General features: G+C 63.5%; 18 protein-coding genes. 15 read left to right on the top strand and 3 right to left on the bottom strand.

Features of this window, described 5'->3' with window-relative positions; translation table 11 throughout:
• The first annotated feature begins 34 nt into the window (after positions 1-34).
• Genes LMTR13_RS28695 through LMTR13_RS28680 form a run of 4 tightly spaced genes read left to right on the top strand, consistent with a single transcriptional unit; the run spans position 35 to position 3,291 of the window.
• Entirely contained in the window at positions 35-868 is an 834-nt protein-coding gene (locus LMTR13_RS28695) for a branched-chain amino acid ABC transporter permease (protein WP_236843508.1), read from the top strand.
• Positions 868-1,875, top strand: coding sequence for a branched-chain amino acid ABC transporter permease (locus tag LMTR13_RS28690; protein WP_065730704.1), 1,008 nt, complete (start codon positions 868-870; stop codon positions 1,873-1,875). The genes LMTR13_RS28695 and LMTR13_RS28690 overlap by 1 nt, the downstream gene beginning before the upstream one ends.
• Entirely contained in the window at positions 1,872-2,603 is a 732-nt protein-coding gene (locus LMTR13_RS28685; protein WP_065730703.1) for an ABC transporter ATP-binding protein, read from the top strand. The genes LMTR13_RS28690 and LMTR13_RS28685 overlap by 4 nt, the downstream gene beginning before the upstream one ends.
• Positions 2,587-3,291: an ABC transporter ATP-binding protein gene (locus LMTR13_RS28680; protein WP_065730702.1), complete on the top strand. Its 705-nt coding sequence runs from the start codon at positions 2,587-2,589 to the stop codon at positions 3,289-3,291. Before LMTR13_RS28685 ends, LMTR13_RS28680 begins: the two co-directional genes overlap by 17 nt.
• A 145-nt stretch (positions 3,292-3,436) precedes the next feature.
• On the opposite strand, the gene otnC is transcribed toward LMTR13_RS28680, so the two are convergent.
• On the bottom strand, positions 3,437-4,096 hold the full coding sequence (gene otnC, locus LMTR13_RS28675; protein WP_065730701.1) for a 3-oxo-tetronate 4-phosphate decarboxylase: 660 nt from the start codon (positions 4,094-4,096) through the stop codon (positions 3,437-3,439).
• A 119-nt stretch (positions 4,097-4,215) separates the two neighbouring features.
• Between otnC and ltnD the strand changes: the two genes are divergently transcribed.
• The 10 genes from ltnD to LMTR13_RS28625 all read left to right on the top strand — a co-directional run bounded on the left by ltnD (position 4,216) and on the right by LMTR13_RS28625 (position 18,760).
• A complete protein-coding gene (ltnD, locus tag LMTR13_RS28670) occupies positions 4,216-5,130 on the top strand; it encodes an L-threonate dehydrogenase (protein WP_065733044.1) in 915 nt (304 codons plus the stop codon).
• Positions 5,131-5,154: 24 nt separating this feature from the next.
• Positions 5,155-5,937: a 2-oxo-tetronate isomerase gene (gene otnI / locus LMTR13_RS28665; RefSeq protein WP_065730700.1), complete on the top strand. Its 783-nt coding sequence runs from the start codon at positions 5,155-5,157 to the stop codon at positions 5,935-5,937.
• Positions 5,934-7,211 carry a 3-oxo-tetronate kinase gene (gene otnK, locus LMTR13_RS28660; RefSeq protein WP_065730699.1) on the top strand — a complete coding sequence of 426 codons (1,278 nt, stop codon included), beginning with the start codon at positions 5,934-5,936 and terminating at the stop codon, positions 7,209-7,211. Before otnI ends, otnK begins: the two co-directional genes overlap by 4 nt.
• A gap of 179 nt (positions 7,212-7,390) precedes the next feature.
• Complete coding sequence (locus tag LMTR13_RS28655) at positions 7,391-9,082, top strand: methyl-accepting chemotaxis protein (RefSeq protein ID WP_065730698.1); 1,692 nt, start codon at positions 7,391-7,393, stop codon at positions 9,080-9,082.
• A 248-nt stretch (positions 9,083-9,330) separates the two neighbouring features.
• A complete protein-coding gene (locus tag LMTR13_RS28650) occupies positions 9,331-11,358 on the top strand; it encodes a methyl-accepting chemotaxis protein (RefSeq protein ID WP_065733043.1) in 2,028 nt (675 codons plus the stop codon).
• 214 nt (positions 11,359-11,572) lie between these two features.
• Complete coding sequence (locus LMTR13_RS28645; protein WP_156795838.1) at positions 11,573-13,273, top strand: methyl-accepting chemotaxis protein; 1,701 nt, start codon at positions 11,573-11,575, stop codon at positions 13,271-13,273.
• Between the two features lie 528 nt (positions 13,274-13,801).
• The gene (locus tag LMTR13_RS28640; RefSeq protein ID WP_156795837.1) at positions 13,802-14,566 is read left to right on the top strand and encodes a helix-turn-helix domain-containing protein; all 765 of its coding nucleotides are present in this window, start codon (positions 13,802-13,804) and stop codon (positions 14,564-14,566) included.
• 258 nt (positions 14,567-14,824) lie between these two features.
• Positions 14,825-16,573 carry a methyl-accepting chemotaxis protein gene (locus tag LMTR13_RS28635; RefSeq protein WP_065730696.1) on the top strand — a complete coding sequence of 583 codons (1,749 nt, stop codon included), beginning with the start codon at positions 14,825-14,827 and terminating at the stop codon, positions 16,571-16,573.
• 183 nt (positions 16,574-16,756) lie between these two features.
• Positions 16,757-17,425 carry a potassium channel family protein gene (locus LMTR13_RS28630; RefSeq protein ID WP_065730695.1) on the top strand — a complete coding sequence of 223 codons (669 nt, stop codon included), beginning with the start codon at positions 16,757-16,759 and terminating at the stop codon, positions 17,423-17,425.
• 3 nt (positions 17,426-17,428) lie between these two features.
• Positions 17,429-18,760 carry a TrkH family potassium uptake protein gene (locus LMTR13_RS28625; protein ID WP_065730694.1) on the top strand — a complete coding sequence of 444 codons (1,332 nt, stop codon included), beginning with the start codon at positions 17,429-17,431 and terminating at the stop codon, positions 18,758-18,760.
• A 29-nt stretch (positions 18,761-18,789) separates the two neighbouring features.
• Here LMTR13_RS28625 and LMTR13_RS28620 read toward each other — a convergent pair whose 3' ends face one another.
• Together LMTR13_RS28620 and LMTR13_RS28615 are read right to left on the bottom strand one after the other, a co-directional pair.
• Positions 18,790-20,304, bottom strand: coding sequence for an acetyl-CoA acetyltransferase (locus LMTR13_RS28620; protein ID WP_065730693.1), 1,515 nt, complete (start codon positions 20,302-20,304; stop codon positions 18,790-18,792).
• 93 nt (positions 20,305-20,397) lie between these two features.
• On the bottom strand, positions 20,398-21,531 hold the full coding sequence (locus LMTR13_RS28615) for a nitronate monooxygenase (protein WP_065730692.1): 1,134 nt from the start codon (positions 21,529-21,531) through the stop codon (positions 20,398-20,400).
• Positions 21,532-21,862: 331 nt separating this feature from the next.
• Here LMTR13_RS28615 and LMTR13_RS28610 point away from each other — a divergent pair, with 331 nt between their 5' ends.
• Positions 21,863-23,521, top strand: a complete 1,659-nt coding sequence (locus tag LMTR13_RS28610) for a flavin-containing monooxygenase (protein WP_065733041.1) — start codon at positions 21,863-21,865, stop codon at positions 23,519-23,521.
• The last annotated feature ends 14 nt before the right edge of the window (positions 23,522-23,535 follow it).

The following is a 23,535-nucleotide window of genomic DNA, read 5'->3' as shown; positions in this document are numbered from 1 at the left end:
AACCATCATCCAAAGCCTGGCGAGCGGGCTCCTCATGGGACTGCTTTACGGCCTCATCGCCGTCGGCCTCGCGCTGATCTTCGGCCTGATGGACGTCGTGAACTTCGCGCACGGCGAATTCCTGATGATCGCGATGTACGCGACGTTCTTCCTGTTCGTGTTCTTTGCGATCGACCCCTTGCTATCGGCCCCGCTGGTCGCCGCCGCCCTGTTCGTGTTCGGGGCCGTCGTCTATCTCTTAATTGTGCGCTTTGCCGTGCGTGCGAAAGCCAATGCCGGCATGGTGCAGATCTTCTCGACCTTTGGCCTCGCCATCGTCATGCGCGGCCTGGCCCAATACTTCTTCACGCCGGACTATCGTAGCGTAACGCATTCCTGGCTCGGCGGCAAAACAGTTTCGGTGGCCGGAATCTATCTGCCCGTGCCGCAACTGGTCGGCGCGCTGGTGGCAATCGCCGCTTTCGGCGCGCTCTATCTCTTCATCAACCGCACTGATTTCGGCCGCGCGCTGGAAGCGACCCGCGAGGATGCCGGCGCGGTGGCGCTGGTCGGCATCGACAAGAACAAGGTGTTCGCGCTGGGCTGGGGCCTCGGCGCGGCGCTTGTCGGCCTCGCCGGCGCGATTATGGCGATCTTCTTCTACATCTACCCTGACGTTGGCGCCTCGTTCGCGCTGATTGCCTACGTGACTGTGGCGCTCGGCGGCTTTGGCAGCGTGTTCGGCGCCTTCGCCGGCGGCATCATCGTCGGCCTCGTCGAGGCCACGACCGCCATGTTGCTGCCGCCGTCGCTCAAGGCCGTCGGCATCTATGCCGTCTATCTCCTTGTGGTTTTTGTCCGGCCGCGCGGCCTGTTCGGATCGATGTGATGGATACCGCTTTCGCAGAACGCCGCCGCCGCGACCTCATCGTCGCCGTTGTTCTCGCCGCGATTGCGGCCACCGTCCCGCTGTTCGTCAAGGACGTCTACGTACAGAACATCATGGTGCTGACGCTGATGTGGGGTGCGTTGTCGCAGAGCTGGAACATTCTTTCCGGCTATTGCGGGCAGATCTCGCTCGGCCATGCGCTCTACTTCGGCATCGGGGCCTATACCACCGCGCTGCTGTTTACCAAATTCGGCGTGCTGCCATGGTTCGGAATGCTCGGCGGCGGCGTGATCTCCGCGCTGATTGCGATGGCGCTGGGCTATCCCTGTTTCCGGCTGCGCGGACACTACTTTGTCATCGCCACCATCGTCATTGCTGAGATCGGGCTGCTGCTTTTCCACAACTGGGATTGGGCTGGTGCTGCGATGGGCATCGAAATCCCGGCGCGTGGCGATAGCTGGCTGAAATTCCAGTTCCCACGCAGCAAGCTGCCATACTTTTACTTCGCGCTGGCGCTGGCCTGCGTTGCCTGGTTCGTCACCTGGTGGCTGGAGGATTCCAAATGGGGCTATTGGTGGCGCGCGGTAAAGGACAATCCGGAGGCGGCTGAAAGCCTTGGCGTCGACGTGTTCAATTCCAAGATGGGCGCGGCGGCGGTATCGGCATTCCTGGTCGCAATCGGCGGCAGCTTCTATGCGCAGTTCGTCTACTTCATCGATCCCGAGAGCGTGATGGGCTTTCAGTTCTCGCTGCTGATGGCGCTGCCTGCTGTGCTCGGCGGCATCGGCACCCTGTGGGGGCCGATGCTGGGCGCGGTTATCCTGATCCCGCTCACCGAATTGACGCGGTCCTATGTCGGTGGCTCCGGCCGCGGTGTCGACCTGATCGTCTATGGCGGCCTGATCATTGCGATCTCGCTGGCGCGGCCGCAGGGGCTGATCGGCCTGTTCACGTTCAAAGGTCGCGCCGGACTGTCTGCGCCCAAGCGCAAGGAGGCTGTCCGATGACGCCTCTGCTGGAAACCCGCGGCGTCTGGCAGCGTTTTGGCGGCCTGATCGCCAACAGCGACGTTTCGATTTCGGTCGGACGCGGCGAGATCGTCGGTCTGATCGGCCCGAACGGCGCCGGCAAGTCGACGCTATTCAACCTGATCGCGGGCGTGCTGCCGCCGACGCAGGGCTCAATCGTCTTTGACGGCGAGGATGTCACCGCGCTGCCGGCGGCGGAGCGCTGCCAGCGCGGCATCGGCCGCACCTTTCAGGTCGTGAAAAGCTTCGAGACCATGACCGTGATCGACAACGTCATCGTCGGCGCGCTGGTCCGTACCACCGTGATGCGCGATGCACGGCGCAGGGCGCATGAGGTGCTGGAATTCTGTGGCCTTGGCCCGCGTGCCAACGTGCTCGCCAGCGATCTCGTCCCGTCCGAAAAGCGCCGGCTCGAGGTGGCGCGGGCGCTCGCGACCGAGCCGAAACTGCTGCTGCTCGATGAGGTGCTCACGGGGCTTACTCCGGTCGAGGCCAAGACCGGCGTCGAACTGGTTCGCAAGGTGCGCGACACCGGCGTTACCGTGCTGATGGTCGAGCACGTCATGGAAATCGTGATGCCGCTGGTCGACCGCGCCATCGTGCTCGACCTCGGCAAGGTGCTGGTCGAGGGCAAGCCTGCCGACGTGGTCCGCGATCCGAAAGTCATCACCGCCTATCTGGGAGACCGTCATGCTGTCGGTGCATGAAGTCACCACCGCCTATCAGGGGCTGGTCGCGATCTCGGCGGTCTCGATCGAGGTCGCAAAGGGCGAGATCGTCTGCGTCGCCGGCGCCAACGGGGCCGGCAAGTCGACGCTTCTGAAATCGATCGCCGGCGCCGAGCGCCCGCGTTCCGGCAGCGTGACGTTCGATGGCGCCCGCATCGACGGCATGGCCCAGCATGTCATCACCTCGCGCGGCATCGCCTACGTGCCGGAAAACCGCCGGCTGTTTCCGCGGTTGTCGGTGCGCGACAATCTGCGGCTCGGCAGTTATCTTTTTCGTAGCCAGTCCGATCGCGAGGCACCGCTCGACCTCGTCTTCAAGCTGTTTCCCCGTCTCTCGGAGCGCCTCGAGCAGCGCGCCGAGACGCTCTCCGGCGGCGAGCAGCAGATGCTCGCCATCGGCCGCGCGCTGATGACCCGTCCGCGGCTACTCATGTTGGATGAGCCGTCGCAGGGCATCATGCCAAAGCTGGTCGATGAAATCTTCCAGGCCGTAAAACGCATCCGCGACGCCGGCATGACGGTATTGATCGTCGAGCAGCGCATGTCCGAATGCCTCGAAATCGCCGACCGCGCCTACATCCTGCAAACCGGCCGCGTGCTGATGCAGGGAGGCGCTGCCGAGATCAGCGTCAATCCGGATGTAAGGAAGGCGTATCTGGGGCTATAGCTGCAGCTTCGAAGTGGCAACGCGCGAGCCGCCCTATCGGTCGTCATCGCCCGGCTTGACCGGGCGACCCAGTACTCCGAGGCGTCGGAGCTTGAATCGATAAGCCGCGACGTACTGGATACCCGCCTTCGCGGGTATGACACCATTAGTCGTGGTGATGTTCGGGCAACTCCAATCCAAACACCTTGGTCAAATCCTCCACCTGCGCCGGCGACAGATACCGCGGGTTCAGCCCGCGCAGCAGCAGATAGAGCTTCGCCGTCTCTTCCAATTCCTCCATCGCGAATACCGCCGCCTCCAGCGTATCGCCCGACACCACCGGGCCGTGATTGGCGAGCAGCACGGAGGAGTACTTCCCGGCGAGTCCTTTGATCGCGTCGGCGACGGCGGGATCACCGGGGCGATAGTAGGGCACGAGCGCGGTGTGGCCGCATTTCATCACGTAGTAGGCCGTCATCGGCGGCAGCGCGGTGCGGGGGTTGATCTCGGGCAGCATCGACAACGCCACTGAGTGGGTCGAATGCAGATGCACGACGGCGCGCGCCGCGCTGCGGGTCTGGTAGAGGGCGGTGTGCAGCGGCACTTCCTTGGTGGGCGCATCGCCGGATACCAGCCGTCCGTCGGGCCCGAGCCGCGACATTCGGGCCGGATCGAGGAAGCCGAGCGAGGCATTGGTCGGCGTCACCAGCCAGCCGCCGTCGTCGAGTTTCACGCTGATATTGCCGGAGGAGCCCGGCGTCAGCCCGCGCTCGAACAGCGAGCGGCCCAAGCGGCAGATTTCCTCGCGGATCCTTGTTTCGCTCATAGACCGACCTCTTTTCCGCCTTGTCTCACGCTTTGGCAGCGCGGCCAAGCCGTGATACGCAAGGCGCCAAGCCGCCGGCCAAATGGCCGCCGAACAGAACCATCGAGGGAATCGCCGCAATGCCAGAAACCGCCAAACCGCGTGTCGCCGTCATCGGGCTGGGCTCGATGGGTTTTGGCATGGCGATGTCGCTGCGCCGCGCGGGGCTGGAGGTCACCGGCTGCGATGTCTCGGCAGATTCGGTCAAGCGGTTCGTCGCCGAGGGCGGCAAGGGTGCGGCGACGCCGGCGGAAGCCGCGAAATCGGCCGACATCGTCGTCAGCGTGGTTGTCAACGCCGCCCAGACCGAGACCATTCTGTTCGGCAAGGACGGCGTCGCGGAAACGCTGGCGAAAGGCGCGGTCTTCATTTCCTCCGCAACCATGGATCCCGATGTGGCGCGACGGCTCGCCAAACAGTTGGAAGAAACCGGCCGGCACTACCTGGACGCGCCGATCTCCGGCGGCGCACAGCGCGCGGCGCAGGGGGAACTCACTATCCTGGCGTCCGGTAGCCCGGCGGCGTTTTCGAAGGCGCGGCCGGCACTGGATGCGATGGCCGCAAAACTTTACGAACTCGGCGATGACGCCGGCCAGGGCGCCGCGTTCAAGATGATCAACCAGTTGCTTGCGGGCGTACACATCGCCGCGGCTTCCGAAGCGATCGCATTCGCCGCCAAGCAGGGCCTCGACATCCGAAAAGTCTACGAGGTGATCACGGCCTCCGCCGGCAACTCCTGGATGTTCGAGAATCGCATGCCGCATGTGCTGGACGGCGATTATGCGCCGCGCAGCGCGGTGGATATTTTCGTGAAGGACCTCGGCATTATCCAGGACATGGCTCGCTCGCAAAAGTTCCCGGTGCCGGTTTCGGCCGCTGCATTGCAGATGTTCCTGATGACGTCAGCCGCCGGCATGGGGCGCGACGACGACGCCTCGGTGGCGCGGATGTATGCAAAAGTCACCGGCACGCGTCTGCCGGGCGAGCCGAAGTAACAGCAGGATCAGAGAGGACCGTCGATGCCGCGTTTTGCCGCCAATCTCTCCATGATGTTCACCGACGTGCCGTTCCTCGACCGCTTCGACGCAGCGGCAAGAGCGGGCTTCACCGCGGTCGAATTCCTGTTTCCCTACGATCATCCGGCAGAAGCCGTCGGCGAGCGGCTGAAGAGGAACGGCTTGACGCAGGCGCTATTCAATTTGCCGCCGGGCAATTGGGACGCCGGCGAAAAAGGCTTTGCCGCGCTGCCGGAGCGCTTTGACGATCTGAAGCGAAGCCTGGAGACGGCGCTGCCTTATGCGAAGGCGACCGGCGTCGAGCGGCTGCATCTGATGGCGGGTATCGCCGATCGCAACAGCACGAAAGCCGTCGAACAGTTCTACAAGTCGGTGGCATGGGCGGCCGAGTTCTACGCGTCCCATGGCCTCGACGTCGTGATCGAGCCGATCAATCCACGCAACGTGCCCGGCTATTTCCTCAACGATTTCGGCTTCGCACGCGACCTGATCGCCGAACTGAAGATTCCAAATTTGAAACTGCAGTTCGACATCTATCACTGCCAGATCATCCATGGCGACGTCACCATGCGGCTGCGCGAGATGATGCCGATAACAGGCCATGTCCAGATCGCCAGCATTCCCTCGCGTAACGAGCCCGATGGCGAGGAGCTGAACTATCCGTTCCTGTTCACCGAGCTCGACCGGCTCGGCTATGGCGGCTTCGTCGGCTGCGAATACAACCCGCGCGGCAAGACCACCGACGGACTTGCCTGGTTCAAGCCCTATGCCGGAGCAAAATCGTGAAACTGTCTTTGGGCTGCATCGCCGACGACTACACCGGCGCCTCCGATCTCGCCAACACGCTGACGCGTCAGGGCCTGCGCACGGTGCAGACCATCGGCGTGCCATCGGACGATCTGGCGCTGCCCGAGGTCGATGCGGTCGTGGTGTCGCTCAAGAGCCGCTCGATCGAGGCTGGCGTCGCGGTCGAACGTTCGCGCGCCGCCGAAAAATGGCTGCGCGGCCGCGGCGCCGGCCACGTGCTGTTCAAGATCTGCTCGACCTTCGATTCCACCGACGCCGGCAATATCGGTCCCGTCATGGACGCGCTGCGCGCCGATTCGGGCGACGCCATCGTGCTGGTGACGCCGGCGTTTCCGGAGACTGGCCGCACCGTCTATCAGGGCAATCTGTTCGTAGGCCCGGTGCCGCTGAACGAAAGCCCCTTGAAGGACCACCCGCTCAACCCGATGCACGATTCCAACCTGGTGCGGGTGCTGGCGCGCCAGAGCCGGACCCAGGTCGGGCTGGTCGATCTCGCCACCTTGTCGCGCGGCGCGGAGGCGGTTCGCGGACGTCTCGCGGAGCTGGTAGGCAAGGGTATCGGCGCGGCCATCATCGACGCCGTATTCGACCGCGATCTCGAAACCATCGGCAACGTCGCCCTTGATCACCGCCTGTCCGTCGGTGCATCCGGCATCGGCCTGGGCCTTGCCCGGGCGCTGGTCGCCTCCGGCAAGGTCAAAGCGGCTTCCGCGGGCGCGGTGTCCGGCGCGCCGGTCGGTGGACCGGCCGCGTGCCTTGCGGGGAGCTGCTCGCAGGCGACGTTGGCGCAGATCGCCAATGCCGAAAAGACCATGGCCGTGCTGCATCTCGATCCTGAGCAGATCGTCGCGGGACCGGCAGAGGCGCGCCGCGCGCTGGCCTGGGCAAGCGACCGAATCACCGACGGTCCCATCCTGATCGCCAGCAGCTCGACGCCGGACCAGGTTGCAGCTCTGCAATCCCGGCATGGCCGCGATGCAGCCGGACATGCCATCGAGCAGGCGATGGCCGACATCGCCGAAGGCCTGGTGCGCACAGGCGTGCGACGGCTGGTGGTCGCCGGCGGTGAAACTTCAGGCGCCGTCGTCGATCGCCTGCGCATTCCCGGATTCCTCGTAGGCGAGGAAATCGCTGCAGGCGTGCCGGTTTTGCGGTCCGTCGGCGCCGACAATGGCGAAATGCTGCTTGCCTTGAAATCTGGCAATTTCGGTGGGACGGAATTCTTCTCCGACGCCCTGAAGCTGATGCGCTGATCGCTTCGTCGGCGTGCATCTCCCTGTGAGGCCCGGCCCGCGGCGGTTTTTTGCCAACGCGCGTTAACTCTACCTCAGGGCGCATCGGGTTTAATGTCGGCAAGGCATCCTCCGTCTTCCAACCTTCCCGCCGCCATCCGGCGTGCTCACCGCGCGCCCAAGACCAAGAGATCGGATTTATGCTCGCCAGGTATTCCATCCGCACCAAGATCATCGCCGTGGTCGCCTTCCTGCTCGCCGCCATGATGGGCATGGGGCTGCTTGCGGCCCGGAACATGCGGGCTATCAACGCCAACACGGTGGACATCGCGACGAGCTGGATGCCGAGCGTACGCGTGCTGGGTGACTTGCGCGCCAGTGTCATCACCTATCGCAACGTGATCCGCGAGCACATGCTGTCTGAGACTCTGGAAGAAAAACTGGCGACGGAAAAGACGCTGGCTGCCGTGATCGAGGCCAACAACAAGATCCGCGCAGCCTATGAGCCCCTGATTACGTCGGCCGAAGAGCGCACGCTGCTTAATGAGTGGGCGCAGCTCTGGGACAAATACCGCAGGGGCACCCAGGAAGTCATGGAGCTGTCCCGCAATGCGGTCGGCCAGATTCCCACTGAAGCCAACGACCTGAATGCAACAACCGTGAACAAGATCGGGCTTCAGGCCGATGCCGTTCTGAAGAAGAGTATCGACCTCAACAACGCAGGCGCCGACAAGGTGGTAAAGCAAGCGGCCGACAGCTACACGGCCGCTCTGATGATGCTTGCCTTGATCCTCGGCGCCGCCGTCATGATCGGCGTCGGCGTCAGCGCCTATCTGGTTCGCGACGTCTCGAGCGGCATTGCCTCCATCGTCACGCCGATGCAGGCGCTGGGTCAGGGCGATCTGAGCGCCGACGTGCCGCATCAGGGCGAGAAGACTGAAATCGGCGCGATGGCCGATACCCTGCAGGTCTTCAAGGAAGCGCTGATTGCCAAGAAAGCGGCCGACGAGGCCGCGGCCGCCGACGCCGAAGCCAAGATCGAGCGCGGTCGGCGGGTCGACGGCATCACCCGCAATTTCGAAAGCGTGATCGGCGAGATCGTGCAGACGGTATCCTCGGCTTCGACGCAGCTCGAAGCGTCGGCCGGCACGCTGTCGGCGACCGCCGAGCGCTCGCAGACGCTGACCTCGGTCGTGGCGTCGGCTTCGGGCGAAGCCTCCGCCAACGTGCAGTCGGTGGCGTCGGCGACCGAAGAGCTTTCTTCCTCGGTCACCGAGATCGGCCGCCAGGTGCAGGCATCGGCGCGGATGGCGACCGATGCGGTCGGTCAGGCCCGCGTCACCAACGACCGAGTCAGCGAATTGTCCAAGGCGGCGGGCCGGATTGGCGACGTGGTCGAACTCATCAACACCATCGCCGGCCAGACCAACCTGCTGGCGCTCAACGCCACCATCGAGGCGGCGCGCGCCGGCGAGGCCGGCCGCGGCTTTGCGGTCGTGGCGTCCGAAGTCAAGGCGCTGGCCGAGCAGACGGCCAAGGCCACCGGCGAGATCAGCCAGCAGATTAGTGGGATCCAGAGCGCGACCCAGGAGTCCGTGAACGCGATCAAGGAAATCAGCAGCACCATCGAAAGGCTGGCGGAGATCTCCTCGGCGATTGCAGCCGCGGTGGAAGAACAGGGTGCCGCGACCCAGGAAATCTCCCGCAACGTGCAGCAGGCCGCCCGCGGCACCCATCAGGTCTCCACCAACATCACCGATGTGCAGCGCGGCGCCAGCGAGACCGGTGCGGCCTCCTCGCAAGTGCTGTCGGCGGCGCAGTCGCTCTCAGGCGATAGCCAGCGCCTCAGGCTCGAGGTCGGCAAGTTTCTGGAGTCGGTCCGGGCAGCCTGACAACCGTCGACCGTGGACGAAGGGCCCGGCTCGCAGAAAGCGCGCCGGGCCCTTTCGCGTACCGCGCGAGGGTGGACGCTCCACAACCGGACTGGACCCGTAATTTCACGCAAGCGGAAATTAACCGGTCGCCGCTACGCTGCGCGGCATCCTACGGGATTCGCGCGCGAAGGTTGCCGGTTGCTTTGCGTTGCAAATTCCGCATCCGGAAAAAAACTGATTCAGAAGAATTTGGGGTCGTCGACATGATCAAGCTCAACCGTATCGGAAACAAACTGGGCTTGGCCGGCGCGGTCGGCGTGCTGCTGGCGATTGGCATGGTGGCCAACCAGATGGTCACCGAATCGAGGATCGAGCAAGCCAGCGAGCGTGCCGCCCGGTCGCAGCAGGTGGCCGACAACTCGCTCTCAGCCCATATCGACCTGCGCAAGATTCAGCTTGCCGCCGGCAATGTCAGGCTCGCCCGAGCGCCCGCCGAGGTCGAAAAGGCCATTGCCGATTTGCAGCGCTACAAGGCGAGCGCAGCGAAGGAGCTCGAGGCGGCGCTGGCGATGGCGCAGCAGCCTGACGCCAGGGAACGGCTGCAGAAGATCAAGGCTTTGATGGATGGCTTTACCGCCGCTGTGGAAGATCTCGCCAAGGCGCAGATCACGCTGCTGGCGCAGATCGACAAGCGCTCGGTCATCTCGGAAGAATGGACCAAGGCGGTCGATGCCCAGTTGAAGTTGCCGGCCATGGCGAAGCTGGACAACCGCCTCGAGATCGAGCGTTTGCTGTTTCAGGCCGATGGAAAGGTGAACGCGCTGCGGGCTGCTGCCTGGAAGCTCGGCGCTACCGGCGATACCAAGCTGGTCACGGAGATGGCCAAGACCGAAGCCTCGCTGAAGGACGTGTTCAACAAGCTGCGCGGCGAGGCCGATGACCGGGAATTGCTGGTCGTGGTCAGCAACCTTTCCTCGACCGTCAAGCGCTTCCTGGCCGCCAACGAGGAAGCGGTAAAGACCGAGCAGGTCAAGAACGACATCATCGCCAACCGCACCGTCAAGGCCGCCGCAGACGTCGCCGATCTGATGGAAACGACCGTCGAAGCCGCGCAAAAGGATGCCAGGACCTCCAAGGACGACGTCATGGCCGATACCGAACGCGCCAACCGCATCAACCTGATCATGGCGATCATCGTCGTCGCGTCGCTGATCGCCTCGGTGGTATTCTCCTTCCTCGGGGTCGCACGTCCGATGACGCGGCTGAACGGTGCGCTGGGCGAGATGGCCGGCGGCAATCTCGACGTCGAGGTTCCAGGCGCCGACCGCGGCGACGAAATCGGCGACCTCGCCAAGACGGTGACCGTCATCCGCGAGAACGCCGAACAGAAGGCGCGCGAGGAAGCCGAGGCCAAGGTCCAGCAGGACCAAGTCGCGGCGCAGCGGCGCAAGGCTGAAATGATCAAGCTCGCCGACGATTTCGAAGGTGCGGTCGGCGAAATCGTGGACACGGTGTCGTCGGCTTCGACCGAGCTCGAAGCCGCCGCCGGGACGCTGACCGCAACCGCCGAACGCGCCCAGGAGCTGACCACGATGGTGGCTGCGGCTTCCGAGGAAGCCTCCACCAATGTGCAGTCGGTGGCTTCCTCCACCGAGGAGATGGCCTCGTCGATCACCGAGATCGGCCGTCAGGTTCAGGAATCGGCGCGAATGGCCAATGAGGCTGTCGATCAGGCCCGCACCACCAACGACCGGGTCAGCGAATTGTCGAAGGCGGCCGCCCGCATCGGCGCGGTGGTCGAACTCATCAACACCATCGCCGAACAGACCAATCTGTTGGCGCTCAACGCCACCATCGAGGCGGCGCGTGCCGGCGACGCCGGCCGCGGTTTCGCCGTCGTGGCATCCGAGGTGAAGGCGCTCGCCGAACAAACCTCGAAGGCGACCGGCGAAATCGGCCAGCAGATCACCGGCATCCAGGCCGCGACGGAGGAATCCGTCGGTGCGATCCAGGCGATCAGCTCGACCATCGAGAAGCTGTCGGAGATCTCATCGACGATTGCGGCCGCGGTGGAAGAACAGGGTGCCGCGACCCAGGAAATCTCCCGCAACGTGCAACAGGCGGCCCGCGGCACCCAGCAGGTCTCGGCCAACATCACCGACGTGCAGCGCGGGGCCGGCGAGACCGGATCGGCCTCGACGCAGGTGCTCTCCTCGGCCCAGTCGCTGTCGTCGGACTCCAACCGCCTCAAGCTCGAGGTCGGCAAGTTCCTGAATTCGGTTCGGGCGGCGTAAACAGCCGACAGACCCGCAGGCCAAACAGGCCCGCCCCTGAACTCGGGGGCGGGCTTTGCCGTTCGGAAGCAGCGAGAGGTGCCGGCGGCGGGGCTCGGTCAACAGAAACCCCCGTATATCTACTGAGTGCAAAATTAACGGGTAGAAAGCCGCTGACATATACGATTCCGCGCAATGGGGCCGACGACCGCCGTCGTCGCGTGGGAGATGAAGCATGTTTGGAATGATGGGCCGGGCCAGGCTGACCGTTGGCCGAAAGATCTATGCGCTCATCTGCCTGAGCTTTGCCGGGCTCCTCGGCATCGCCTTTCTCGATTCCCGCGAGCTGGCTTCGAGCCTCAATCAGCAGAAGCAGATCGAGCTGCGCCACCTCGGCGAAGTCGCGCTCGGCATCATCAAGGACGAGCATGCCGCGGCGCAGAAGGGCGGCGTTTCGGAAGCCGATGCCCAGAAGCGGGCGATGGCGCGCGTCGCGGCGCTTCGCTACGGCAATAATGACTATTACTGGATCAACGACATGCATCCGAAAATGGTGATGCATCCGATCAGGCCCGAGATGAACGGCAACGATCTCTCGACCTACAAAGATCCGAACGGCAAGCTGCTGTTCGTCGACTTCGTCAACACCGTCAAGAAGAACGGCTCGGGATTCGTCCCCTATGAATGGCCCAAGCCCGGCTTCGACAAGCCGCAGCCGAAATTGTCCTATGTGGTCGGCTTCGCGCCGTGGAACTGGGTCGTCGGCACCGGCGTCTACATCGACGACCTCAACGCGCAGACCTGGGTGTCAACCCAACGCTCGCTGATCGTCGCCGGCGTGATCCTGCTGTTCATGCTTGCAGTCTCGATCTTCGTGGCGCGGAGCATCACCGCGCCCTTGCAGCGCATGACCGCCGCTATGAACGATCTCGCCAGTGGCAACCTTGCCGTCGAGGTGCCCGGCGTCGGACGCGGCGACGAGGTTGGCGAGATGGCCAAGGCCGTCGAAGTGTTCAAGAGCAATGCCGTCGCCCGCCAGTCGCTGGAGGCCGAGCAACGCGCGGCCGAGACCCGCGCTGTGACAAGCCGCAAGGTGGACATGAACAAGATGGCCGACGACTTCGAGGCCGCGGTCGGCCAGATCGTCGAGGCCGTGTCGGCGGCGTCGAGCCAGCTCGAGGTCTCGGCCGGCACGCTCACCTCGACCGCGGAGCGCGCGCAGGAACTCACGACCACGGTCGCGGCAGCCTCCGAAGAAGCTTCCACCAACGTGCAGTCGGTGGCATCGGCCACCGAAGAGATGGCGTCATCCGTCACCGAGATCAGCCGCCAGGTGCAGGAATCCGCCCGGATGGCCAATGACGCCGTGGATCAGGCCCGCACGACCAATGACCGCGTCAGCGAATTGTCGAAGGCGGCCACCCGCATCGGCGACGTCGTCGAACTGATCAACACCATCGCCGGCCAGACCAACCTGCTTGCGCTCAACGCCACCATCGAGGCGGCGCGCGCCGGCGAGGCCGGCCGCGGCTTTGCGGTCGTGGCCTCAGAGGTAAAGGCGCTGGCCGAGCAGACCGCAAAGGCCACCGGCGAAATCGGGCAGCAGATCACCGGCATCCAGGCCGCCACCCAGGAATCCGTGAACGCCATCCAGGCGATCAGCGGTACGATTGAAAAGCTGTCGGAGATTTCGTCGACGATTGCGGCAGCCGTGGAAGAGCAGGGTGCCGCGACGCAGGAAATCTCCCGCAACGTGCAGCAGGCGGCCATGGGCACCCACCAGGTGTCGTCCAACATCACCGACGTGCAGCGTGGCGCCAGCGAAACCGGATCGGCCTCCTCGCAGGTGCTTGCGGCGGCGCAATCGCTGTCGGGCGACAGCAATCGCCTCAAGCTCGAGGTCGGCAGGTTCCTCGACTCGGTGCGGGCGGCCTGATCGCGTACCGACTATTCGGTCCGAAGCCGGTTCCTGATGCCGGCTTCGCGATCGCCGGCGATCCGAATCGGAAGCCGGCGATGCGGAGGCCCGCGTTTCTTCGGCTGCACCGGGAACAGGAGACATCCCTAGATCGCAAAATTGCGATTGCGGTCCGTGCCGATCAATCGCCCAGAGTGAAACTGGCACCAAATGTGGCAAACGAACTTCCGCAATCGGGAAAAAGTGGTAAGACGCAGAAGCATCGTGACGATTTGATGTCAAAAGGTCTGGTGCCAGAAGATCTTGCCATGGATCGCTACCGATGGCTCGGATGTGCGCCGCGTGTCGTTGCTTGATGAACTAGTTGAATCTGAGTTCGTAAAGGTTTGCCGGTCTCTGGACGTCGATCGTTTCCGGAGCATCGAAGGACTGGGCGATGCCAAAAGCATTCCGATTGACGCTAAGGACTTCGCCGCCGCTTTCGCCTCGTTGAAGCTCAAGTCCTGTACGATTTATCTGCAGCGGACGTTCCCGCGAATTCTGCAGATGCAGTATTCGACGACCGGCGCGATCGTCGGCTTCACGATGGACGATGCGGCTTCGTTGCTCATCAACGGTGTCGAAGGCCGCGCGCCGGCATTGCTCCTGGTCAAGGGTACCGCGACGTGCGAGATCGTGGAGCAGCACGCAAATCTGGTGACGCTTGTGAATTTCGCTTCGATCGACGATCGCGGCTGGCCGGGCGATGCCGATAGCGCTCAATTGATAGTGACGCTGCCGGACAAATGCGAGTCGCTGCGGGCGACGGTTCGCGACGCCCTGACGCTCGCATCGCATTCGCCCGATACCTTCGCACAGCCGAACGTGATCGAGCACGTCGAAGAATCGATCCTGCAGGCGGTCGATCTGGCGATGGCTGCGGCATCGCCCACACCAGAAGCCAAGCGCCTGAGCCTGAGCCACTATCTGGCGCTGGTTCGGAAGCTCGACGAGTTCATTGCCGAAAGCGCCGGCAAGGCGCTGTACAGCGCCGACGTGGCGCGGCAACTCGGGGTCTCGGTACGGACGCTGCATAACGCCGTGGTTGCCATTCGCGGCATGAGCATGCATCGTTACATGCGGTTGCGGCGACTGTGGAACGTGCGACAACAACTGGTGCGGGGCACCTCGGTGCAGTCGGTGAAGGCGGTCGCGCTGGTGAACGGCTTCTGGCACATGGGCGAGTTCACCGCGCTATATCGCGAACTGTTTGGCGAAACGCCGCAGCAGACGCTGTCGGCAGCCCGCAAGCAGACGAGCGAGCCGTCATGATGCCGACGCAGCGCGCCGGGATTCCGTAATACTACCAATTCTTCGACCGTGCCGCTTTAGACGCTGGTTAACCATCGTATGAAAGCTTGATGGTCATGGGTGCCGCTCTGTGGCTACGCCGCCGCAGGAGCCCTTCGTTCGCAACGAAACGGCTCGTCCCAAATTGGCCCGGCACTTCTTCACCGTGATCCCGCCGTGCGGGAAGCAGACGGTACCGCCGCGATTCCCTTGACCACCGGTTTCTTGAGGACGCCAGCCATGTCCAGCATCACCCGTCTCATTCTCAATCTGTCGATCGGCGCCAAGCTCGGCATCGCCTCGGGTCTCGGCGTTCTGCTCGTCGCCGCGATGGTGACGAATCAAATGCGGGCAAATACAGCAATGCGCGATCTGGACGCTCGCGTGTCTGCGCAGCAGGCGGTCGCGCGAGATTCAGTGGATGCGAAGGCGTCCATTGCCGGTATGCAGACCGGTGTTCGTGATATTCGTCTCGCCGATACCGCGGCGCATTTGCAAAGAGCCAACGACTATCTGGCCGCCGGTCTGAAATCGGCGAGTCAATTCAGCGACGAGATGCTGAAACTGTCGCACGCCGCCGAGAACCGCGCGCGCATCGAGAAGCTCAAGACGAGAGCTTCAGATTACGTGAAGGAGGCCCAGCAGATCGTGAAGGTGCGGGACGAAGCGATTGCTGCAGCGGGCGCCGCCGACGCCACAGCGCGGATCGCGAAGCTGAACGAGGAAGCGATCCGCATCGCCCGCGAAGTTACGCTACCGATCGCGGCCGAACTCGAATCGCTCGCCAACCAAATCACCGATTTCGCCAAGCAGAGCGTGGAGAAGGAAAAGGCCCAGGCCGCGCTCGAAATGGCGGCGGCTGAACGGATGTCCATGGCGATCGGTCTCTGCACGATCTTCCTGCTGATCGGAACCAGCATATTCTCGTTCTTCACGATTGCCCGTCCAATGCGCGCCCTGAGCGTCTCGATGGAGGAGCTTGCGGGTGGCAATTTCGCAGTGGTGTTGCCGGGCCTCGGCCGCAAGGATGAGCTCGGTGCCGTCGCTGGCGCCGTCGAGAAATTCAAGGTCGTCTCGGAGCAGAAAGCCCGCGACGAGGCGGAAGCCAAGATGAAACAGGACCAGATCGCCGCTCAGCAGCGCAAGGCCGATATGGTCCGCCTTGCCGACGCCTTCGAGGCAGCCGTCGGCGAGATCGTCGAGACCGTATCGTCCGCCTCCACCGAACTCGAAGCGTCGGCGGGAACGCTGACGACGACCGCCGAACGGGCCCAGGAAGTGACCACGATGGTGGCTGCTGCCTCGGAAGAGGCTTCCGCCAACGTGCAGTCGGTTGCTTCGGCGACAGAGGAGCTGTCGTCTTCCGTCAACGAGATCAGCCGTCAGGTGCAGGAATCGGCGCGGATGGCCGGCGAAGCCGTCGACCAGGCCCGGATCACCAACGAACGCGTCAGCGAATTGTCGAAGGCGGCAAGCCGCATCGGCGACGTCGTCGAGCTCATCAATACCATTGCGGGCCAGACAAACCTGCTGGCGCTCAACGCCACCATCGAGGCGGCACGCGCCGGCGAGGCCGGCCGCGGTTTCGCGGTGGTAGCGTCTGAAGTGAAGGCGCTTGCCGAACAGACCGCCAAGGCGACCGGCGAGATCGGTCAGCAGATCACCGGCATCCAGGGCGCCACCCAGGAGTCGGTGGGCGCGATCAAGGAAATCAGTGGCACGATACAAAGACTGGCCGAGATCGCCTCGGCAATTGCGGCCGCCGTGGAAGAGCAGGGCGCTGCCACCCAGGAGATCTCCCGCAACGTGCAGCAGGCCGCGGAGGGCACCCATCAGGTCTCCGCCAACATCACCGACGTGCAGCGCGGGGCGAGTGAGACCGGCTCGGCTTCCGCGCAGGTGCTTTCGGCGGCACAGTCGCTGTCGAGCGATTCCAACCGCCTCAAGCTCGAGGTCGGCAGGTTCCTGGATACGGTGCGGGCGGCGTGAAAAACGGCCGCAGCTTCTGAAAGCGGAATGGGAGTATTGAACGAGCACGGCTGCATGCAGTGCCGTGGTGATCCGGTGCGTGTAGGCACGACCATCATGGGGCCGTCAAGACCCGTTCACGGAGTGATCCTCTTTCGCCTTTGCAAGCTTGTGACTAAGTTGGCTGCACGAGGAGAATTCTCAATGCCAGCAGGCCAGCGCACATACGCCGTGATCGGTCTCGGTCAGTTCGGAAGCACCATCGCGCTCGAACTGACGCGGCTGGGCGATCGTGTCATCGGCATCGATGCGAATGAGACGCAGGTCACGCCTCTGGCCGACAAGATTGCCCACGCAATCGTGGCTGACGCACGCGATGACGATGCACTCCGCGAGGCAGGGGTGGCCGAATGCGACGTGGCTATCGTTGCGATCGGCGAGAACCTGGAGGCCAACATTGTGGCCTCGATGAATCTCAAGCTGATCGGCGTCTCGACGATTTGGGCAAAGGCGAACAGCAGGACCCATCACCGCATCCTGTCTCGTATCGGCGTTGACAGGGTGGTGCAGCCGGAACATGATACCGGTGTTCACGTCGCCCACACGCTGCATAGCCCTTTCCTTCGTAACTATATGCCGCTCGGCAACGGCTACTCGGCCGTGAACGTCGATGTTCCCGACAAATTTGACGGCCACCCGTTCTCGGCGCTGGGCATCAGTGGATACAAGGATTTGTATTGGGTCGGCCTCGTGCGAGGGCAGGGCTTTTCGCCTTCGTTTGAACTGGATACTGAACACTTTCTGAGGCGTGGCGATAAACTGTTGTTCGTCGGCCGCCCCGATGTGCTGCGACGGCTCGCGGCGAGCCTGTAGCCGATGCCGCTGAAGCGCCTGATCGACCGGCTGCCGCCACCGCTGGTCCTTTGCTTCCTGTACATTGGCCTGGTCGTGTTTGGTGCAGTGCTCTTGAAGCTGGGCGCTGGCTTCGCAACGACGCGGCCGATTACGTGGTCGGACGCAGTCTTCACCGCAACATCGGCAATCACCGTCACCGGCCTTGCGGTGGTGGATACCGGGTCTGACCTTACTTTGTTCGGGCAGGCCATCGTAGCTTGCCTCATTCAGATCGGTGGGATCGGCATCATCACGTTCTCCGTGCTGATGCTGCGTGCGTTGGGCATGCCGATCGGCTTTCAGCATAAGATCTATTTGCGTGACGATCTCAACCGGACTTCCATCCACGATGTGCTGGTGCTTGCCTGGCAGGTCCTCAGGATCTCCCTCTTGGCAGAGGTGCTGGGGGCGATCGTGTTGGCCTACGTCTGGATACCGGAGATGGGTCGCTGGCAGGGGATCTGGTACGCTGTTTTTCACTCCGTGTCCGCCTTCAACAATGCCGGGTTTGGCCTGCATTCGGCAAGCATGACGCCCTGGGCAGGCAGTTGGATCGTCATCCTCACGATCTCACTGCTTTTTGTGATCGGCGGCCTGGGCTACGGAGTGATCGACGACATTGCCGCACGTCGTACCTGGTGGGCGCTCACGCTCCACTCGAAACTCACGCTCGCCGGCACGGCAGCCCTGCTCCTTTGGGGGACAGTGGCGTTTGCCGTGCTCGAGTGGAGCAACCCGGACACGTTGGGGAGCATGACGGTTGGTGAAAAACTGCTCTCATCCTGGTTCCAGGGTGTAACGCCGCGAACAGCCGGGTTTAACTCCATCGATTTCGCAAAAGTTCAGGACGGCACGTCGCTCCTGACGATCACTCTGATGATCATTGGCGGCGGCAGCACCTCGGCTGCAGGCGGCATCAAGGTATCTTCTTTCCTGGTGATGGTGCTCGCGTGCGTCTCGTTCGTTCGAAAGGAATCGCAGGTCAGCGCGTTCGGCAGGGGGATAACGCTCGACGACGTCACTCGCGTGTTTTCCCTTATCGTGCTGACCGGAACGCTCATTGTCACAGCCACCTTCTTTGTCCTGGTCACCCATGACGCGCAGCTTCTCGACGTGCTGTTCGAGGTTACCTCCGCACTTGGGACGGTGGGACTATCACGCGGCCTGACTGCGCAACTCAACGAGTTTGGTCGCGTCATCATCGTCCTGCTGATGCTCGCCGGAAAGCTGGGCCCGCTCACGCTGGCCCTTCTGTTTATGGCGCCGCGCGTCGGCCGGTCGCGATATGCTACCGGCAAGGTTTACATAGGCTGATGCGGCGATCGTTGGCGTGGTCTTTCCGGCTATCCCACCCGCCACTCCAGCACGCCGTCGTCAGCCGTGACGATCGAGCCGACCGATCCTACCGGGGTGCGGTCCATGTCCAGGAGATGCGCCAGCGTCGCTGCGTCACCAGCGGGCACACGCGCCAGCGCCCGCGCATCCTGCTCGGTGCGCAGCATCACCACGCCGTGCTCGACCTCGCCCTTGCCCGTGTAGATCACGGTAAAGCTCTCGACCTTGCCCTTGCCTGAAGCCTCGGTGACGAAGTCCGGTACCGGGCGGCGGTTGCGGTCGGCCTCGGCCTGGACACTGGTGTCCTGCTTGAGCGCCTCTTTCGGCTCCTCGCGCGACAGCACCAGGCCATGATGCTTGGTGACGAAGCCGCCCTGGCCGTAGAGCAGGCCGAGCTTGCCGCCTTCACGCAGCTTCCGCACCATCGCGCAGGCCGCGTGCGTCATGTAGGTGTTGAGCGGCGCGCCGAAGAAGGTGAGCCCGCCGGTCACCGTCGGCTGCACGTCGGGGCCGAGACCCAGCGTCCGCCGCGCCATCTTCGGCACGCAGGGGAAGCAGCTATAGAGCTCGATGGCGCCGAATTTCCTGCCGTCGCCTTCGACGATGTCCATCACCGCCTTCAGCACGGCGTTCTGCGGATGGCTTTCATAAAACTGGTCGCGCACCAGATAGTCGCGCGGCTCTTCGGCGGAAGCGCCGCCGACCGGATAGATCAGGCGATCCGCCGCGACTCCGGCCGCGCGCGCTTTCGCCAGCGACGTCAGCAGCACCGCCCCGCCCATGTTCACGGTCGGATTGGCCACCATCAGTTTTGTATACGGCCAGGCGATCAGCCGGTTCTCCGGCGTCGGCGTGATGATCTCCTCTGGTGCAAAACGCTTTTTCAGCCACGAATTGGGATTCTCGGACGCCACTTTCGAATAGGTCGACCACAGCTCGCCGGATTCGGCGAGCGCCTCGCGCGGCGTCTGGCCCCAATGTGCTGACGTGGCGGATTCATAGAGCGGATAGACCGTGATGGGGCGGAACACACCGAGCTTTACCGCCATCGGCTTCTGAAACGCCGCGCCGCGCTTCGGTTCCTCGACGTCATGGGCGAACGGTGTCCATGGCAGCGAGATGCCGCCGCGCTCGGCCTTGGTCGCGGTCGATTGCGCTTCCGCGCCGCAGACCACCGCCACGCTGCATTCGCCGCGCGCGATGCGTTGTGCGGCTTCGTGAATGTAGCGGATCGGGCTCTCGCCGCCGACCGGGCCGTAATAGCAATGCGCTGGATTGGCGCCGAGCCGCGTTGCAAGCTGCTTCTCGGGATCGCGGTAGCGCCAGCTCAGGAAATTGACGACATCGAGCGAGCCGAGTTCGCCGAGCAGCTTTGCGCCGCTATCGGCCTCCGCGCGCCGCACCGCCTGCTCGAGCAACGCCAGCGGCTCGAGGCCATCGGCGATGTCCTTTGGCCGGTCGACGATTTCACCGACGCCGACGATGACGGGAATGCGGTCTTCGAGGAGGGGAGAGTTCGACATTTTTTCTTGTTTCGCTTTCTAATCTCGTAGGGTGGGCAAAGGCGCATAGCGCCGTGCCCACCATCTGACTTCATGCTCGGCAATGGTGGGCACTCACTCCTCCATCAGCATGTTCATATGCTCCACCGCATCGGCAAAATCTTCCTTGAACTCCTGCACCACGGCGCCGGCCGATTTCACGCTGTCGATCAGGCCGACGCCCTGGCCGACGAAGTACGTCACGAGATCGCGCGCCTGTACGTTGCCTGCGGCGGCCGCGCGGTCGATCGAGTTGAAGGCATCGCGGCTGATGATGCTTTGCAACGGCATCGGCAAAGCGCCGGGGCTATCCGGCCCGCGGTCCCATGCATCGGTCCAGACCGACCGCAATTGCCGCGCCGGCTTGCCGGTGCGGCCCTTGGAGCGGACGGCGTCGCGCGAGGACGCCGCGATCATCTTCTCGCGGAAAATTTCCGTGGTCTCCGATTCCACCGTCGCCAGCCACACCGATCCGGTCCAAGCGCCGGCGGCGCCCATCGCCATGCAGGCCGCCATCTGCTTACCCGTCATGATGCCGCCGGCGGCCAGCACCGGCACGTCGCGCACCGGCTTGATCGCCTTGATCACCTCGGGTACCAGCACCATGGTAGAGACCTCGCCGCAATGGCCGCCGGCCTCGGTGCCTTGCGCCACCAAAATATCGACGCCGGCAGCGACCTGCCGCAGCGCATGTTCCTTGGACCCCACGAGTGCGGCGACCGGCACGCCATGCTTGCGGCCCATGTCGATCATCTGCTTCGGCGGCACACCGAGCGCGTTCGCAATCAGCTTGATCGGGTGACGGAACGAAACTTCGAGCACGTCGAGTGCGCGCTGCGCGTCGAACGGCTGCGGCTGGTTGTCGGTGACGTTGGTGGTCGTCAGCTCGACGCCGTATTTCTTCAGGAGGTTGCGGGTGAAGTCGCGATGTTGCGGCGAGATCCGCGCTTCCAGGCTCTTCCAGGTGACATCCTTTTCGCCCGCGGTCGAAATGTTTTCCGGAATCAGAACGTCGAGCCCATAGGGCTTGCCGTCGGTGCGGTCGTCGATCCATTTCAGTTCCTGTTCGATCGTCTCCGGCGAGTGCGCGGTCGCTCCCAATACGCCAAACCCGCCGGCGCGGCTGACAGCGGCCACGACGTCGCGGCAATGGCTGAAGGCGAGCAGGGGGAATTCTATACCCAGCATGTCGCAGATCGGCGATTTCATGGTATGCGCTCCCTGTGGCGACCGCGGGCCAGCCGCTCATTGTTGGTTTGTGTGTTGGCGGAACGCTAGCCCAATACAGGCGTGAATGCCAAGCGTAGCAACACACACCGACCTCATCCTGAGGAGCGGCTCTCTTGGGCCGCGTCTCGAAGGATGGGCCACGGGCCTCAGGGTTCGAGACGGCGCTGACGCGCCTCCTCACCATGAGGGGACAAAACATTCCACCTAGCAAAATATGCAAAGCCCACCCGCCGATTTGCGTCTTGCGCTTTGGCGCTATCGAGAGAATGCTGCCAATCAACCAAAAGAATATTTCAGGGAGCCCATCTTCATGTCCGCCATGCCGTCCGCCGCTGCCAAATCGCCCGAGACCTACGACGTCGTCGTGGTCGGCGCGGGCTTTGCCGGCATGTATATGTTGCACCGGTTGCGCGGGCAGGGGATGACGGCGCGGGTCTACGAGCAGGGCAGCGGCGTCGGCGGCACCTGGTACTGGAACCGCTATCCCGGCGCACGCTGCGACGTCGAGAGCATGCAGTATTCCTATTCGTTCTCGGAGGAGCTGCAGCAGGAATGGGACTGGAGCGAGCGCTACGCGCCGCAGGCTGAGATCTTGAAATACGCCAATCACGTCGCCGACCGCTTCGATTTGCGAAGGGACATCCAGTTCGACACTCGCGTCGACAGCGCCGAATTCGACGAGACGACTTCGCTGTGGTCGGTTACGACCTCCGACGGCAAGACGGTCACCGCAAAATTCGTCGTGCTCGCCACCGGTTGCCTGTCGAACGCGCGGATGCCCGACATCAAGGGCCTCGATCAATTCAAGGGCAAGGTCTATCACACCGGCCATTGGCCGCATGAAACGATCGATTTCACGGGCCAGCGCGTCGGCGTCATCGGCACCGGATCGTCAGGGATTCAGTCGGTGCCGGTCATCGCCGAACAGGCAAGCCATCTCACGGTATTCCAGCGCACGGCGAATTTCTCGATCCCCGCGCGCAACGCATCGCTGACGGAACAAGAGCGGCAGAAATTCCGCGCCAACTATCCCGAGATCCGGCGCTTTGCGCGCGAGGTGGCGAAGAACGGCATTTACACCGAGATGCCCGACCGCGGCGCGCTCGATGACGGCGACAATGAGCGTCGCGCCAAATACGAGGCGCGCTGGAATCGCGGCGGGCTTACCTTCATGTCAGTCTACAACAATCTTGCGCTCGACAAGGTGGCCAACGACACTGCCGCAAATTTCGTCCGCGACAAGATCGCCGAGATCGTCAAGGATCCCGACACGGCGAAACTGCTGCAGCCGAACAATCATCCGATCGGTTCAAAGCGCATCTGCATCGACACCGACTACTTCGCGACCTTCAACCGTCCCAACGTGACGCTGGTCGACATCAGATCGAATCCGATCGAGGAGATCACCGAGAACGCAGTGCGCGTGGCCGGCAAAAACTACGAAGTCGACGCGCTGGTGCTGGCGACCGGTTTTGACGCCATGACGGGATCGGTGGCGAAGATCGATATCAAAGGCCGTGACGGCCAGACGCTCAATCAAAAATGGGCCGCGGGCCCGCGCACCTACCTCGGCCTGATGAGCGCGGGCTTTCCCAACCTGTTTGTCATCACCGGCCCCGGTAGCCCGTCGGTGCTGTCGAACATGATCGTGTCGATCGAGCAGCATGTCGACTGGATCGCCGACTGTCTCGCTTACATACGCGACCGCGGGCTCGACACGATGGAGGCCGCCACCGAGGCCGAGGACCAATGGGTCGACCATGTCAACGAGGTCGCCTCCACTACACTCTATCCGCAGGCCAACTCCTGGTACATGGGCGCGAACGTCCCCGGCAAGCCACGCATCTTCATGCCCTATATCGGCGGCGTCGGCCCGTACAGGCAGATCTGCAACGACGTCGCGGCCAAGGGCTATGAGGGATTTGTGATGGAAAGGGCAGAGATGACGCGCAAGCTGGCCGCGTCGTAAGCGGCCGCCGTAGG

This window comes from Bradyrhizobium icense (genome assembly GCF_001693385.1).
Taxonomy (GTDB): domain Bacteria; phylum Pseudomonadota; class Alphaproteobacteria; order Rhizobiales; family Xanthobacteraceae; genus Bradyrhizobium; species Bradyrhizobium icense.
This window is presented reverse-complemented; position numbering and strand designations above follow the sequence as displayed.